The 13768-nt window shown below is 62.2% G+C and carries 14 protein-coding genes and 1 pseudogene; 7 read left to right on the top strand and 8 right to left on the bottom strand.

The window, feature by feature from the left end:
- Nucleotides 1–14: 14 nt before the first annotated feature.
- The gene (locus tag CFR72_RS08320) at nucleotides 15–2237 is read right to left on the bottom strand and encodes a prolyl oligopeptidase family serine peptidase (protein ID WP_167400335.1); all 2223 of its coding nucleotides are present in this window, start codon (nucleotides 2235–2237) and stop codon (nucleotides 15–17) included.
- Between the two features lie 248 nt (nucleotides 2238–2485).
- Here CFR72_RS08320 and CFR72_RS08315 point away from each other — a divergent pair, with 248 nt between their 5' ends.
- The 3 genes from CFR72_RS08315 to CFR72_RS17170 all read left to right on the top strand — a co-directional run bounded on the left by CFR72_RS08315 (nucleotide 2486) and on the right by CFR72_RS17170 (nucleotide 6325).
- Nucleotides 2486–4180, top strand: a complete 1695-nt coding sequence (locus tag CFR72_RS08315; protein WP_110913519.1) for a DUF885 family protein — start codon at nucleotides 2486–2488, stop codon at nucleotides 4178–4180.
- Between the two features lie 15 nt (nucleotides 4181–4195).
- The gene (locus CFR72_RS17175; RefSeq protein ID WP_146220682.1) at nucleotides 4196–4591 is read left to right on the top strand and encodes a hypothetical protein; all 396 of its coding nucleotides are present in this window, start codon (nucleotides 4196–4198) and stop codon (nucleotides 4589–4591) included.
- A 1101-nt stretch (nucleotides 4592–5692) separates the two neighbouring features.
- Nucleotides 5693–6325: a hypothetical protein gene (locus CFR72_RS17170; RefSeq protein ID WP_146220681.1), complete on the top strand. Its 633-nt coding sequence runs from the start codon at nucleotides 5693–5695 to the stop codon at nucleotides 6323–6325.
- 133 nt (nucleotides 6326–6458) lie between these two features.
- Here CFR72_RS17170 and CFR72_RS08305 read toward each other — a convergent pair whose 3' ends face one another.
- The gene (locus CFR72_RS08305) at nucleotides 6459–6644 is read right to left on the bottom strand and encodes a dsRNA-binding motif domain-containing protein (protein WP_110913576.1); all 186 of its coding nucleotides are present in this window, start codon (nucleotides 6642–6644) and stop codon (nucleotides 6459–6461) included.
- A gap of 308 nt (nucleotides 6645–6952) precedes the next feature.
- Complete coding sequence (locus CFR72_RS08300; RefSeq protein ID WP_110913517.1) at nucleotides 6953–7732, bottom strand: LexA family transcriptional regulator; 780 nt, start codon at nucleotides 7730–7732, stop codon at nucleotides 6953–6955.
- Between the two features lie 203 nt (nucleotides 7733–7935).
- Between CFR72_RS08300 and CFR72_RS08295 the strand changes: the two genes are divergently transcribed.
- The 3 genes from CFR72_RS08295 to CFR72_RS08290 all read left to right on the top strand — a co-directional run bounded on the left by CFR72_RS08295 (nucleotide 7936) and on the right by CFR72_RS08290 (nucleotide 9268).
- Nucleotides 7936–8415, top strand: a complete 480-nt coding sequence (locus CFR72_RS08295) for a phosphate-starvation-inducible PsiE family protein (RefSeq protein ID WP_110913575.1) — start codon at nucleotides 7936–7938, stop codon at nucleotides 8413–8415.
- A 251-nt stretch (nucleotides 8416–8666) separates the two neighbouring features.
- Nucleotides 8667–8843: a hypothetical protein gene (locus CFR72_RS17515; RefSeq protein ID WP_167400334.1), complete on the top strand. Its 177-nt coding sequence runs from the start codon at nucleotides 8667–8669 to the stop codon at nucleotides 8841–8843.
- 230 nt (nucleotides 8844–9073) lie between these two features.
- Nucleotides 9074–9268 (top strand): hypothetical protein, encoded by a 195-nt coding sequence (locus CFR72_RS08290; protein ID WP_110913516.1) that lies wholly within the window; start codon nucleotides 9074–9076, stop codon nucleotides 9266–9268.
- A 121-nt stretch (nucleotides 9269–9389) separates the two neighbouring features.
- Here the strand turns inward: CFR72_RS08290 and CFR72_RS08285 are convergent, their stop codons facing one another.
- The 5 genes from CFR72_RS08285 to CFR72_RS08265 all read right to left on the bottom strand — a co-directional run bounded on the left by CFR72_RS08285 (nucleotide 9390) and on the right by CFR72_RS08265 (nucleotide 12843).
- Nucleotides 9390–9965, bottom strand: a complete 576-nt coding sequence (locus CFR72_RS08285) for a GNAT family N-acetyltransferase (RefSeq protein WP_110913515.1) — start codon at nucleotides 9963–9965, stop codon at nucleotides 9390–9392.
- Nucleotides 9958–10965, bottom strand: a complete 1008-nt coding sequence (gene trhO / locus CFR72_RS08280; RefSeq protein ID WP_110913574.1) for an oxygen-dependent tRNA uridine(34) hydroxylase TrhO — start codon at nucleotides 10963–10965, stop codon at nucleotides 9958–9960. Before trhO ends, CFR72_RS08285 begins: the two co-directional genes overlap by 8 nt.
- A gap of 144 nt (nucleotides 10966–11109) precedes the next feature.
- Nucleotides 11110–11949: a tetratricopeptide repeat protein gene (locus tag CFR72_RS08275; RefSeq protein ID WP_110913514.1), complete on the bottom strand. Its 840-nt coding sequence runs from the start codon at nucleotides 11947–11949 to the stop codon at nucleotides 11110–11112.
- 9 nt (nucleotides 11950–11958) lie between these two features.
- Nucleotides 11959–12246, bottom strand: coding sequence for a hypothetical protein (locus CFR72_RS08270; protein ID WP_146220680.1), 288 nt, complete (start codon nucleotides 12244–12246; stop codon nucleotides 11959–11961).
- Nucleotides 12247–12288: 42 nt separating this feature from the next.
- Nucleotides 12289–12843: a GNAT family N-acetyltransferase gene (locus CFR72_RS08265; protein ID WP_110913512.1), complete on the bottom strand. Its 555-nt coding sequence runs from the start codon at nucleotides 12841–12843 to the stop codon at nucleotides 12289–12291.
- 289 nt (nucleotides 12844–13132) lie between these two features.
- Here CFR72_RS08265 and CFR72_RS08260 point away from each other — a divergent pair.
- Nucleotides 13133–13768: pseudogene (locus CFR72_RS08260) on the top strand (hypothetical protein); the annotation flags it as partial.

Genomic DNA, 13768 nt, shown 5'->3' with positions numbered 1-13768 from the left:
GCCAGCCTCCCACCCTACTGCGCAGGCGTCGTGCCCCCTTCGGGATGCAGGGCGCGGTCAAGGAACCGCACCAGTTGCGTGTAGGCAAAGCGGGTCTGTGGCAGGTTTTCCATATCCCACGGATGGTTCGCACCGGGCAGGGTGACGAGGTCGAACATCTTGCCCTGTGCGATCATGCGCTGCGCCATCGCCATGGTGTCGGCATACAGCACGACCTCGTCGCGCGTGCCATGGATGATCATCAGCGGATCGCGCAGGCCCGCCGTCTGGTACAATGCCGACTGCCGCTGGTACCGCGCGGGGAAATCATGCCCCGAGGGCGGTCCCATGATCCATTCCTGTTCGGGATAGGCATGGGCGACGTTGCTGGCGGGTGCGCCGGCCACGCCCACGGCATAGAATCCCGGCTTGCGGAACAGCGACATCAGCGTCATCAGCCCACCATAACTCGACCCCCAGATGCCGATGCGCGCCGGATCGGCATAACCACGCGCAACCATGGAGCGCGCGCCGTCCTGCAGGTCGTCGATGTCGAGCGCCCCGTACTGCCCCAGCATCGGCCGGTTCCACGCCTTGCCCCGGCCAAAGCTGCCGCGGATGCCCGGATTGATGACGATATACCCGCGCGACACCAGATACTGGTCCAGCCCCCATGTCGGGTGCGCATTGCGCCCGCCCCACTGGTCACGCACCGCATCGGAATAGACCGAACCGACAATCATGGGATAGCGGCGGCTGGCGTCATAATCGGGCGGCAGCATGACACGCATCGTCAGTTGCGCGCCGTCCACGTGGCTTTTGTAATCCAGGTACCGCACATCCGCCCACCGCCGCGCCGCGAACTGCGGCAGGGGGGAATGTGTCACGCGGGCAAAGGACGGCGTGCCCGACCCCAGGGCCGCGACATACAGTTCCGGCGGCGTGGAATCGTTGCTGAACCGGTCGGCCACATGGGCGAAATCGGGGGAGAACACGACCTCATGCGTGCCATGGGTCCGGGTGACGAGTTCGGGCGTCCCGCCCTCCATCCCGACGCGATAGACCTGCCGCTGCGCATAGCCCGCCTGGTTGGAGGTGAAATAAAGCTGCCCATGGACCGGGTCGGGCACGAAGGATTCGATTTCCCACGCCCCCTGCCCCGGCGCCACGCGCGTGATGGGACGTGGCTGCGCCCCGGCGGCGGGGATGTGGTAAAGCTGGTTATAGCCATACCGGTTGGTCAGCAGCACAAGCCCCGGCCCGCGCGGCGCCCATGCCACCTGCCAGTCGGGGCGGACCTGCGCGGGGTCGGCAAAGCGGTAGAAGACCTGCCGATGGCCGCTTGTGACATCATAGACGTCGATGCCGTGATGCTTGATCACAAGGTCGCTTTCATTGACGAACAGGGAGCGGCCGTCCGGCGACAGGCCGAAATTCCACACCGGGTCCTGTTCATTCTCCCGCGGCATCCAGCGCGGCGGCCCACCCGCGACATCGACCACGCCCACCGCAAAGCCGGTATTCGGATCCCCCGGAAAGGCGCGGATGACATGGTCATGATGCGCCTGCCCGTCATGGTCGTAATCGATCTCCACCTTATGGACCGCGCGGTTGTCGGCCATGACGACGGCGATGCGATCGGACCTTGGGCTCCATTCCACCCGGTCCACCCCATCCTGTGCCGTGCCGGGCACGACGATGCGCGCGGGCGTGGACGCCCGGTGCCCCATGTCACGCAGCCACAGCGCCCCGTCCGACACGAACGCCAGCCACCGCCCGTCGGGCGAGGGCGAGATCAGCCCCACCCCATGGCGCACAAGGTCCAGCACGCCCACATGGCCGCGCATGTCCGTCACCCGCAGCGCGCCATCCATCACGAACGCCACGCGCCCGTCCGGCAGCCATGCAAGCTGCGTCACGCCCGCGCCCCGTGCCGTGTTGCGACCGGCCTCGCCCATATGGGTCACCTGCTGCACCACGCCTGTTTCGGCCTCGTACACCCAGACGTCACGAAACGCCGTGCCACGGTCATTCCACGCAAAGGCCAGGCGCGTGCCATCCGCCGACCATGAATAATGTTCGGGCGAGGTGCCGATGATGCTCTGATCCGCATACAGGCCCGCAATCGTCAGCGGTGCGGGACCGTGCGGCGCGGGGGCGGCGGACAGCGCGGGCGTCGCCGCCAGCAGGGACGCCAGCAGCAGGCCGGCGGGCAGTCGGCGTGATCCGTGGCGGGTGTCATGACGTGTCGTTTTCATCATGGCCCATGTAACGGCGCACGGGGGCGCATGGCAATATCGTTTCTTTCGCGTTAAGTGGTATTGATAAAAGTAATAAAAGTTTTTGGTGTCGCCTTTTTTCAAAAAGGCGACGTCTTTCGAAGCTTTTTGGAAAAAGCTTCACCAAAAACTTTTAAATGTTTTGATGGATCAGGGTGGGAATTGACACCTCGCGCCCGGTGCGGGCAACGTTGGAACCGATGATATCGTAACGATCGGGAACAGGAATGCTGCAAGAAATTCTGAAGCGCCGCACGACGGCCCTGCTGTGTGCGGGGGCCATGGTTTTGTTGCCACAGTGTAACATTATGGCCACGTCCGCCCATGCCGCAAGCGCGCAGTTGCAGACGCTGTTTACCGACTGGCGCACGCTCGCCACGCCAGAGCAGCGCGACGGCGCGGTGGATTACGGCGCCAAAGCCCTGTCGCACAAGAAGGACGGCCTGAAGAAGATGCAAAAGCGTCTGGCCACGCTGGACCGTACCGGCTGGACGACGGAGGACGATATCGACGCGCGCCTGATCGCGGCCGAGATGAACGGGCTTGATTTCGACCTGCGCGTGCGTCGCCCGTGGGCGCGTGACCCCGGCTATTTCGCCACCATCTTTGCCGAGGAAAGCGACGTCCCCGCGCATGAAGGCCCCTCGGCCGACACGATCGACCTGTTCCGCTATGACTATCCGCTCTCGCCGCAGGCGGCATCGGACCTTGCCGCACGCCTGTCGGGGGTGCCTGTCCTGCTGGAACGTGCGCGCGGGTGGCTGGCGAAAAGCAATACCGCCGACCTGTGGAAATATGGGGAACGCGATTTCCACCGGCAGGCAAAGGTGCTGACGGCGCTGCTTGACGGGTCGCTGAAGATGCGCACGCTGGAGGGGCAGAAGGCCGCGACCCTGGACGGCGCGGGCGCGCCAGTGCGCGAGGCCGCGCAGAAAGCGCTGGCGGCGACACAGGATTTCGGGAAATGGATCGCGGCCGAAGCCCCGCACAAGACCGGCCCGTCCGGCGTGGGCAAGGCGAATTACGACTGGTACATGAAGAATGTGCAGCTTGTCCCCTACACCTGGGAGGAGCAGGTCAGCCTGCTGCGCCGCGAACTGGAACGCGCACAGGCGTCGCTGCGGCTGGAGGAATTGCATAACCGCAACCTGCCGCCGCTGAAACCCATTGAAAATCCCGTGGCCTATCGCAAATACGCCACGACGAAGATGCAGCAGTTCACCGATTTCATCATCAAGACCGGACTGGTGCCGGACCAGCCATATTACCGCGCGGCGATGGCGGCGCAGACGCTGGATTACACCACGCCGGAGGATCGCAATTTCTTCCTCAAGGTCACGGCGCTGGATCCGTGGCCGCTCTATTCCCATGACATCCACTGGACCGAGCTTGCACGGATCAAGGACGACCCCAACCCCGACCCGATCCGTCGTGGCGCGCCGCTGTTCAACATCTATGCCGCGCGCTCCGAAGGGTTCGCCACCGCGTACGAGGAAATCGTGATGCAGGCGGGCCTGTATGACCACGAACCGCGCGGGCGCGAACTGGTGTGGATCATGCTGGCCAACCGTGCGGCGCGTGGCCTTGCGTCGCTGTATGTGCAGGCGAACCAGATGGACCTCGCCACGGCGGGACGGTTCCATGCGTCGTGGACGCCGCGCGGATATTCCGATCCGAACAATTCCCTTGTCGGGTTTGAACAGTTGCTCTACCTGCGCCAGCCCGGATATGGCACCAGCTATGTCACGGGCAAGCTGATGTTCGACCAGTTGATCTCCCGCCAGGCGCATGAGGCGGAGGCCGCGGGACGCCCGTTCGATGTCCGCACCACCTTCGCCGGCATCGCCGCGACCGGCATCGTGCCATGGCCGCTGGTGGAAGAAGCGCTGATCCCGGCCAAGGCACTGGCGGACGCGCCTTAGGTAGAGAAGTTTTTGGTGAAGCTTTTTTCAAAAAGCTTTGAAATACGCCGCCTTTTTCGATCAAAAGGCGGCACCCAAAAACTTTTATTACAAGGACCCCGCGGGCCGCGGTCATGGGGGATCCGGCCCGCAGGGTGTGCTTTCGTCGTCGCTGTCTTGGTCATGGTTTCTTTTGGCGCAAGGGCAGGCGGCAAAGACCCCGCCGACGTCACGGCCTTTGTGCATGACGCCGATACCTGCGTGTACCTGTCCGGGGAATGGGACAGCACCCTGCCACAACGCAGGAAGGATGAACTGTCACGCGAAATGGATGCCGCCTGCGCACATATCCGCGCAAGGCAGGAAGCCCTGCAGAAAAAATACAGGGTTGATAGGGATATCATGTCGGAACTTGGGGCGTATCAGTTCTGAGGGCGGAAGGGGTCGGGTGCAATCCCCATTCCTGCAACCGTAATGGTTTTTATGTATGTCCCCAAAACGCAGAATCTTCGTTCAATGGGCATAAGAAAGACAAGGCAGTTGTCTGATTATCAGGTATGGCTTTATCTCGCTTTTGTCGTCATGAGAATTACTATGCTGACAAAGTTACGGCCCAATATACACCAAGACATACAAAGTCGTTTCCCCAAGAGGTCCGTAAAGCATAATCGATTTTGAGGTAACCGCGTGTTCCTCCGCTTAGGCCATCAAATCACTGTTCTGCGCAGCCTCTCGCACCATTACAGAAGTTTAATTGCCCGAAAAATATAATAAAGTTATGAAGATCATAAATATAAAATATATATTCCATGATTCGTCTCAAATACTATTGGTTTTCTCATTTTTTATTATGGAGCCCAATAGGGCAACGCCCCCCCCCCCTCGCTAATACCATTCGAGGGCCATCAGAAACGGTGCCTGCATCATACCAGTCTCGGTCTCGTGGCAATTTTCCACCTCGACGGAGACTGTCTGGTTCTGTCATTGCTGCTTTCTTCCCTTATTATCTTAAGATTCTTGACATATCCCCAGATCTTTAATGAAAGATGGACCGATTAGACAGACCTTATTACGATACTATGCCACGTCAACTTTTCAGGCAGCATTGTCTACAAAATGCGATCAATTAACAATTGATTGCTAAAATTCACCATCCTGTTACCTGCCAGATGCTAGCCACAAACATTTGTTCAGTTCATGTCTACTTTTCTGATCATTCTACGACGTTCGTAATGTCTTTGATGAAGGCACCTGTAGTCCGTCTGTTTCAGGGCCGTCAAACAAACGAGAAGTCTGGGGATTGCAAAGAGAAAGGTCACTCTATTGGCTTTAAAAGGCTGTTTCAAAAGTTGCCCGGGTCGGTCTGATGTGCCTGTTTGCGCCTGAATGTGGTGTCTTTTGCTCCGATACAGAATGGGATCGGGCTGCACAGTCGCTTGTTCAGTCACAAAATGCCTGACCAGCTCTTAGCTCGGACCTTTTGAAACAGCCTCTCAAAAATAATATTTTGATCGCGAATAGAGAAAGAACAATATGCCAGAAGAAATCAAGTTCAATGATCCTTGGGAAGTTGCGGCAAAATTTCCAAATGCATCAGAGATTTCTGATATTTATCTATCGGAATGTGAGACTTGGGCCAACGATAAATGTAACGACATGCTCAAAGTTTCCGGTGCAGCCCAACCAGGGCTGTCTGTACTGATAGTCGGTTATCTTATCGGAGCCCAGCTTCCTTACTGGTGGACTAATGGCGCATTAAAACTAGATTGGAAAGTCTTGATATTCCTAGGATTGCCGGGGATAGCAGGCGTTTTCGTCACAGTATATGCAGAATATTTTAGAGCACACCCGACTAAGGCGTCGGCGGTGGGATGGGAGAGCGCCAACCGCTTAAGAAATTTCTGGGAAAATATTATTGATAATGAAGAAAATATAGACGACGACCTTGTATCTAAAAAACTTCTTATCTTTATTCGCAATGACCGGATGAGGCGAATAGAAAGTTTTCAAGAAGTAGAGGCAGGACGACATAAGTACTTACAACGTTTTCTTTTATTACAGGCTGCTGGGATAATGTTTCTTGGTGCGTTTACGATACACGTATTAAAAGCAGCACATCAACAGCATGTTACGCCAACAAACATTACTAAAAATACGAAAAATTAAAGTCTGCTTTCGGCGTCCTGTGTTAAGCCAGCAACACCCGAGAGGAGGCGAAAGGTGCTACGTACCCTCCCCCCAAAAAAACAGGGCCGGACCCTTTCGGACCCGGCCCTGCCTGCCTTGCGCGGTATGGCGATCAGGCGACGGTGCGGCCGTCTTCCTTTGCCAGTTCCTTGATGCGGCGCAGGAAGGACACGGCGTAGTCTTCGGCTTCCATCTTGGAGGAGAAGCCGCCGAACGTCGTCGTCAGGCCACCCACGCTCACGGTGAGGGAGAACTTGCCCTGCGCGTCGGGGCCCTGTGTTTCTGCTGTCTTGCTCATGTCTTCATTATCCCATGGTTCATGACGGGCCATTTTCGGCCTGTTCCACATAATATGTGGACGAACATCGCGCATATCCATGCCGCCGCCTGCATGACTGCGCGGTGCAGGCAGCATATGGATGCTTGATCGAAATCATGGAAACGCAGCATTGTGACCCTCAGGGGCCTTGCCCCAGAACCCCACCAAAGGTCTGAGACCTTTGGAAACCATGACTTTATAAACAGATCAGGGTGCAGGGATCGGGATCCCTGCCGGGTCCGGGCAGCGCCCGGGCACCCCACACGCCGCCGCCCGCAGGGGGCCGCCTATTTCCACACCCACTTGCCCACGACGCGGCCATTGATGACCAGTTCCGTGGCATCGACCTCATCCATGGGATAGGTCGGGTTGACGCTGATGATTCGGATGCGCGGCGGGTCGGAATTGGGCACCAGCATCAACTGCTTCAGCACGACACCCAGGCCGTTCCACAGCACATACACCCCGTCGGGCGACGGCACGCGGTGCGCGGTATCGACCATCACACGGTCCCCGGCCATGAAATCCGGCTCCATCGAATTGCCCGCCACCCGGATGATGACCAGCGCCGACGGGTCGGAGACATAGTTTTCCACGAACGCGCGCGGCATGTGCCACGCCGCCAGGCTGGCATGGCCCTCCCCCGCGCCGCTGTCGGTATCGCCCACGATCGCGCCGCTGCCGGCATGGGGGGAGATGTCGTATTCATTGATCGTCACCGTCCCGTCCGCATTGCGGCGCGGGGCCTGCGCGCGGGCTGCGCGTTCGATCCCGTCATTCAGGTCCGACCCGCCGGGAATGACCCCCGACAGGGCCCAGACCTCGCCCGCGGAAATCGGCGGGTCCCCACGTTCGCTCAGCAGCGTGACAAGGCGGCGGACCAGGTCAACCGGCAGGTATTCCTTCTTCTGCTTGCTCTCGTAAAAGGAATAGGTCGAGAATTTGTTGCCCATCCCCAGATCCTGCGCCAGCGCGCGGATGCTGTAGCCCGCACGTTCACGCAGCGCCTTCAGCCTCTGGGAGACAGGCAGGTGTTCCGGGCAGGGAGGGGAGGAGGAAGGTGGCATGGTTGATGTCCTGTCCGATCAGGGGCGGGCGATGTCCGGCCTCCCGCAGGAGGAGGTGCATATTTTCACCCGATCCCGCCCGCGCGCAAGGCCACCCGCCCCGATGGCGCGACAGGGCGCGGGTGACGTGATAGGATACGCCCCCGACACTGGCGCGGGCCGCGCCGTCCCCTTCCCCCATATCGCAGGAGCATATGCGCCCGATGATCACCCGCCTGCCCGGCCTGTTCCGGATTTCCCACCTGTTCGACCTGTTCGAAGAAGGCGTCATGCTGGTGCTGACGCTGCTGATTGTCGTGATCGCGGGGGTGTCGCTGGTGCATGTCGTGATCGCGGTGGGGCAGATGCTGCTGGGTGCTGGCATGACACCCACCAGTCCCGAAGTGATCCAGAGCATCTTCGGCATGTTCTTTACCGTGCTGATCGCGCTGGAGTTCAAGCATTCGATCCTCGTCCTGCCCGATGCGCAGCCCCACAGCATGATCCGCATGCGCTCCGTCCTGCTGATCGGGATGCTGGCGACCGTGCGCAAGTTCATCGTCCTTGACCTCAAGGAGGTGAACGTCATGGAAATGCTTGCACTTTCGGCCTCCATCCTGTCGCTGGGCATTGTCTACTGGCTGGTCCGCCCGCAGCAGACCGCGCCGGAGGAGACATCGCACGACATGCCGGCGCATGACTGATACAGGTCATGGACCTGCGGAAACCATGACTTCATAGACTTGAAGCCACCCGGGTGTTCCATGCGCCGGCGGCCCCGCACACTCAGGGGCCTTGCCCCCGAACCCCCACCAAGGGGCATCGCCTTTTGGAAACCACGACTTAAAGACAGGTCAGGATGCAGGGGGCCATGCGATCACGGCTTCTTGACGTGGGGCCGGGGGGCAGGTTTGCTTGGGGCAGGGACCAATCGCCACAGATCAGGAGGGACAGGATGGCTTTCAGGGACGGTGACGTCGTCATGGTGCGCAAGGATGCGGTCTCGGACCCCAAATGGAGCGGGGCGCGGGGCACGGTGGTGGAGATCATCGACAACGGGCAGATGCGCGTGCGTTCCGACCAGACAGGCGATGACAAATGGTTCACCCCGGATCAGGTCGTCTCCGGCTGAAACACCTGCCCCTGCCGGGCGGAAACGGGGGCGTGGCGTCGGGGCCACGCCCTTTTTTCATGCCCGCCCGCATGGTGTCGGGGCCTCGTGCCGGGGTTGCATGCATGACGCGGATGCGGGGCATGTGCTGGATGCGGGGCGGTTTGGACGCGGCCTGCGGCATGATGATAGGATGATGGCCGGTTGCCCGCTTTCGGGACGGCCCGACGGAGGCGTAAGGCAGGAACACGATGGATCGCGGCAAGATTGTAAAATGTGGCACCATCATTTCGCTGCTGCTCATGGTCGGCAGCGTCGGCGTGCTGGTGCGCGGCATGACGGCCGAGGGGATCGGGCCCATGGCATGGATGGTGGCCGAAGGCCTCGCCGGGCTCGGCCTGCTGGGCCTGGGCATCATCAACGTCACGGGCGGACGCGACAAGTAGGGCCGTGACACACGCCGGGCCTGTCACAAAACCCCGCCCGCACAACAGGGCGCAGAGGCCCAGAAGTTTTTGGTGAAGCTTTTTTCAAAAAGCTTCGACCCCCCCCACCCTTTTGGAAAAACTACGCCGCGCGCCCTGCCGGGTCGTCCGACAGGATGGCCCAGCGTTCATGGTCGCGCCATGCGCCGTTGATGAACAGGTAACGTGGGGAGAATCCCTCGCACCGGAATCCCACGCGCCGCACCAGGGCGAGTGACGGCAGGTTGGTGGGCTGGATGTTGGCCTCCAGCCGGTGCAGGCCCATCATGTCGAACGCGTGGCGCACCGTCATGCGCAGCGCCTGCGTCATCAGCCCGCGCCGCGCCTGCGCCTTCATCGCGTAATAGCCCAGATAGGCGCTGCAGAACGTGCCATGGACCACCTGGCTCAATGTCAGGACGCCGACCACGCCCCCCGGCCCCGCCATGTCGTCGCGGCGCGCGACCAGTGCGACATTGGCCCCGGTGACGACCTGGTGGAACCACTCCGCAAAGCCGTCATGGTCGGTAAAGGGCGCGACCCATGGCGCGTGGAAATCGCGACTGGCGAGGTTGCAGGCCACAAGGTCATCGGCATCCATGCGCGTCACGGGCGCAAGGCTTACCCCCGTATCATGCGCGCCCCCTTCGCACGGGCCGGGACGGGCGGGGTCATCCATGATCGCCCCAGTTCCCATCCCCACCGCGCGCGGGCATGGCGCCAAGGTGGCTTTCCCCGCGCGCCCGCGCCAGGTGCGCCTGACGTTCACGTTCGGCGTAACGCGCGCGCTGTGCCGCGTCGCGTTCGTCATGGCAGGCGGGGCAGCTTACCCCCGGCACATAATGGGGGGAGGCCTGGTCCGCCACGCTGACGGGCATGCGGCAGGCATGGCACAGCGCATGGGTGCCGGGGCGCAGGTCGTGCGTGACGCTGACGCGCTGGTCAAAGACGAAGCATTCGCCTTCCCACAGGCTGCGCGCCTGCGGCACGGTTTCGAGGTATTTCAGGATGCCACCGCGCAGGTGGAACACATCGTCGATCCCTTCGGCGCGGACAAAGGCCGTCGCCTTTTCACACCGGATGCCCCCGGTGCAGAACATCGCGATTTTCGGCGCACGCCCCTGCGACAGCAGTTCCGCGCGCCGCGCCCGGAACCAGTCGGGGAATTCGCGAAACGACCGGGTGGCCGGGTTGATCGCGCCCGCGAACGTGCCGATCGCGACCTCATAATCATTGCGCGTGTCGATCACGATGGTGTCGGGGTCGGAAATCAGGTCGTTCCACTGCGCGGCCTCCACATACTGCCCGACCTTGCGGCGCGGGTCGATGCCGGGGACGCCCATCGTCACGATCTCCCGCTTGGGGCGTACCTTCATGCGGTGGAACGGCACACTGGCGGCGCGGGTTTCCTTGACATCCATCTCCGCACAGCCCGGCAGCGCACGCAGGTGCGCCAGAACATGGCCGATGCCCGCGTCACTGCCCGCGATGGTGCCGTTGATCCCCTCCGCCGCGATTAGCAGCGTCCCGCGCACCCCATGTTCCGCGCACAGGCGCTCCAGCGGTGCGCGCAGGGCGAGGTGATCGTCAAACGGCGTGAAGCAGTACAGCGCCGAGATCCGCACCGGCAGGGCGGTCTCATCAATGGTGGCGGACGGGGCGGGCGCGATGCTGGTCATGGGGCGGGAACCCTGAAAACGGGAATGGGACAACCCCACCGCCATATCAGGGTGCCGCGCGATCTCCAAGCGGCAGGCGAGCGTGCCGCCTGCCGGCCCGTCCGGTGAACGTCCGGAATCATCAGGGGACAGGCCCCTGCCGGTTCAGCCTGCCTTGCGCGGCGGCAGGAAAAAGCGGGTTTCCATGTACTCGCGCGCGATGTCCTGATCCGCGCTCAGCCGTGCGATGCCACGCAGCAGGAAATTGAACGGGTCGTCCTCCCCCTTGCCCATCAGCGTGCACAGCTCCTCCCGGTGGGCGGCGAAATATGCGCGGTCACGCAGCGGGGCAAGGGCGGGGTCATCGAGGCTGAATTCCTCGTATTCGTCCATCTCGGCCTCATCGAGGGAGAGGACATACAGCAGCGATGCCATCGACGCATTGGCCCGGCAGCCATATCCAAGTTCGTAGAAAAGGGCGAGGTTGGCGGTATTCTCCCCCCGCCCCCCCAATGCGAACAGGCGCTGGCGCAGCCTGATGGCAACGGCGAGGTCCTGTTCCACCAGGCCGTCGTCCTCCTCGTTCTCATACGCCTCGGCCAGCATGTTCAGCGCAGGCAGGTCATCATGCAGCGCCGCACGCCCCAGCCATTGCAGCGCCTGCGCGCGGGCGGCCTGCCGCGTTGCGCCGTCCGTGGCGTGGCGGGCCTTCGCATCCCAGCATTCCCAGGCCGCGCGCATCGACTTCACATCGCCTGCCTCCGCCGCGCGGGTGTACCACGCAATGGCGGCGTCGGGGTCGGACTGCCCAAGGCGGCCACGCTCATAAATCTCCCCGATGCCCAAGTATCCTTCGGCATATCCGGCATCGCCCGCGCGTTCGTACCATGCCTTCGCCGTGGGGACGTCCTTTGCATACCCGCCTTCGGCCAGCAGGAACGCGCGGCCGACGCAGAACATGCCCTCCGCATTGCCGGCATCGGCCGCCCTGCGGAACCACGCCACGGCACCGGGTTAGTCCCCCCCGCGTCCCGTGACGGCCCCAAGCTGGAGCATCGCCTCCGTATCGCCTGCCGCCGCCGCCATGCGCAGCGCCTCCACGGCCAGCGGCGGCGGCGCGACGGGCGGCGGCGGCTCCGGCTGCACATCCTTTGCGACTCCCTCCGCGATTACACGCAGCATCTGCGCATCCGGCACGAAGGCGATGGCCGCCAGCGGGTCCGTGTCGGGGGAGTTCGTCTCGGGGAAGTTCGTCGCCGGGGTCTGCCGTTCGCTCATTGCGCGTTCCATTCCATCATTCATGCCATGCACCTGCCGTCCCCGCGCGGGGTGGCGCTGGCGCGACTATGCCACATCCGCGTCCGGCGCACGCGCCAGCATCACGCATGATGCGTTGCGATAGGTACACTCCCCCGTCGGGCGGTATCCCATCCGCGCCGCCAGCCGCAGGGAGGGGTGGTTGTCCGGGTCGATGATGGCCACCGTGCGCTGCGGGCCATGGGTGCGCGCGAACCAGTCATGGATGGCGCGTGCGGCCTCCGTCGCGTATCCCCTGCCGTGGGCGGCGGATGTCATGATCCACGCCACCTCCGGGCAGCGATCGAATTCCGCGCCCAGCCCACGGTGGAAATCCGCCAGCCCCACATCGCCCAGGAACCGCCCGTCCGCGCGGTCGAACACGCCAAACAGCCCGTAACCCAGCGCCGACCAGTGCCCGATATAGCGCAGCAGGCGGTTCCACGACTCCTCCTCGCTCGGGCGGGGGGAACTGAGGAAACGGCGTGTCCCCTCATCAAGGAACATCGCGCGCCAGTCATGGAAATCCGACAGGCGGTGCGGCCGCAGCACAAGGCGCGGCGTCCTGATCACGGGGAGGGTCGGGGAAAGCGGGTCTGCCATTGTCACTCCATGCCCTGTGTCACGCCACGCGGACGGCCACGACCCATATCACGCTTTGGACACCCCGACGATGCCCGACCCGCAACACCGCTCCACCCACGTCATGGTTTCCAAAGGGCAATGCCCTTTGGTGGGGGTTCGGGGGCAAAGCCCCTGAGGCCTGCCCTGCCATCACGCAGGGGTTCGCATGGGTGACGGGGCTCTATTACAGATCGTTTCATCTTTCCCCCGCCCATTGCCTGCGGGTCGGGGGGCATGCTGTTCTGCGCGAAACAGTCTTTCCGGGTCCATGACAATCGCCTTTTTCCGCCGTTTCCTGTCGCACTCGCCCCGCCCTGACATCTGGTTCTGGCTGCTTATCGCCATGGCGCTGTCGCCGTCGGTCCTGTCGCTGCATGGCGTCGTGCGCAGTATCGCGACGGCCATGGTGCTGATGGCGGCGCTGGGGCGGCGGCGCGCGGTGATCGTGGCGCTGCTGCCTGCGCTGCTGCTGCTGCCGATGGTGCTGTATTATGTCCACCTGACGGGACGCCTGCCCGGTGTGCAGTTGTGGCTGGTGCTGTTTTACTGCTCCTTCCCGGTCATCGTGGGATACCTGCATGCATTCTGGCCGTGGCTGCTGTTGTGGGGGGGGATGTGCCTTGGCGCGGTGGGCCTGTATGTCGCGCGGCCACGCGGGGCGGTGCTGGCGTCGGGATGGGGACGGTGGGGATGGGTGCGGTGGTTCACGCTGCTGCTGCTGGTGCCGATGGGCGCGCGGGTGATGCAACTGAACCAGGAGAATTTCCACCGCGCCGTGAATTACAACCCGTTTTACGGGCTGGAGGGAGACTGTGTAGAATTTTGTGCGGTGGCACTTTTTCAGGCCATTGGGAAACGATCATCGAACATGATGGCGAGCTGGCATCTGACAGCATACCATTCG

Origin of the sequence: Gluconacetobacter entanii, assembly GCF_003206495.1 — a bacterium.
GTDB lineage: Bacteria > Pseudomonadota > Alphaproteobacteria > Acetobacterales > Acetobacteraceae > Novacetimonas > Novacetimonas entanii.
Note: the sequence above shows the minus strand (reverse complement) of the source record. Positions and strands in the feature narration are given on the sequence as shown.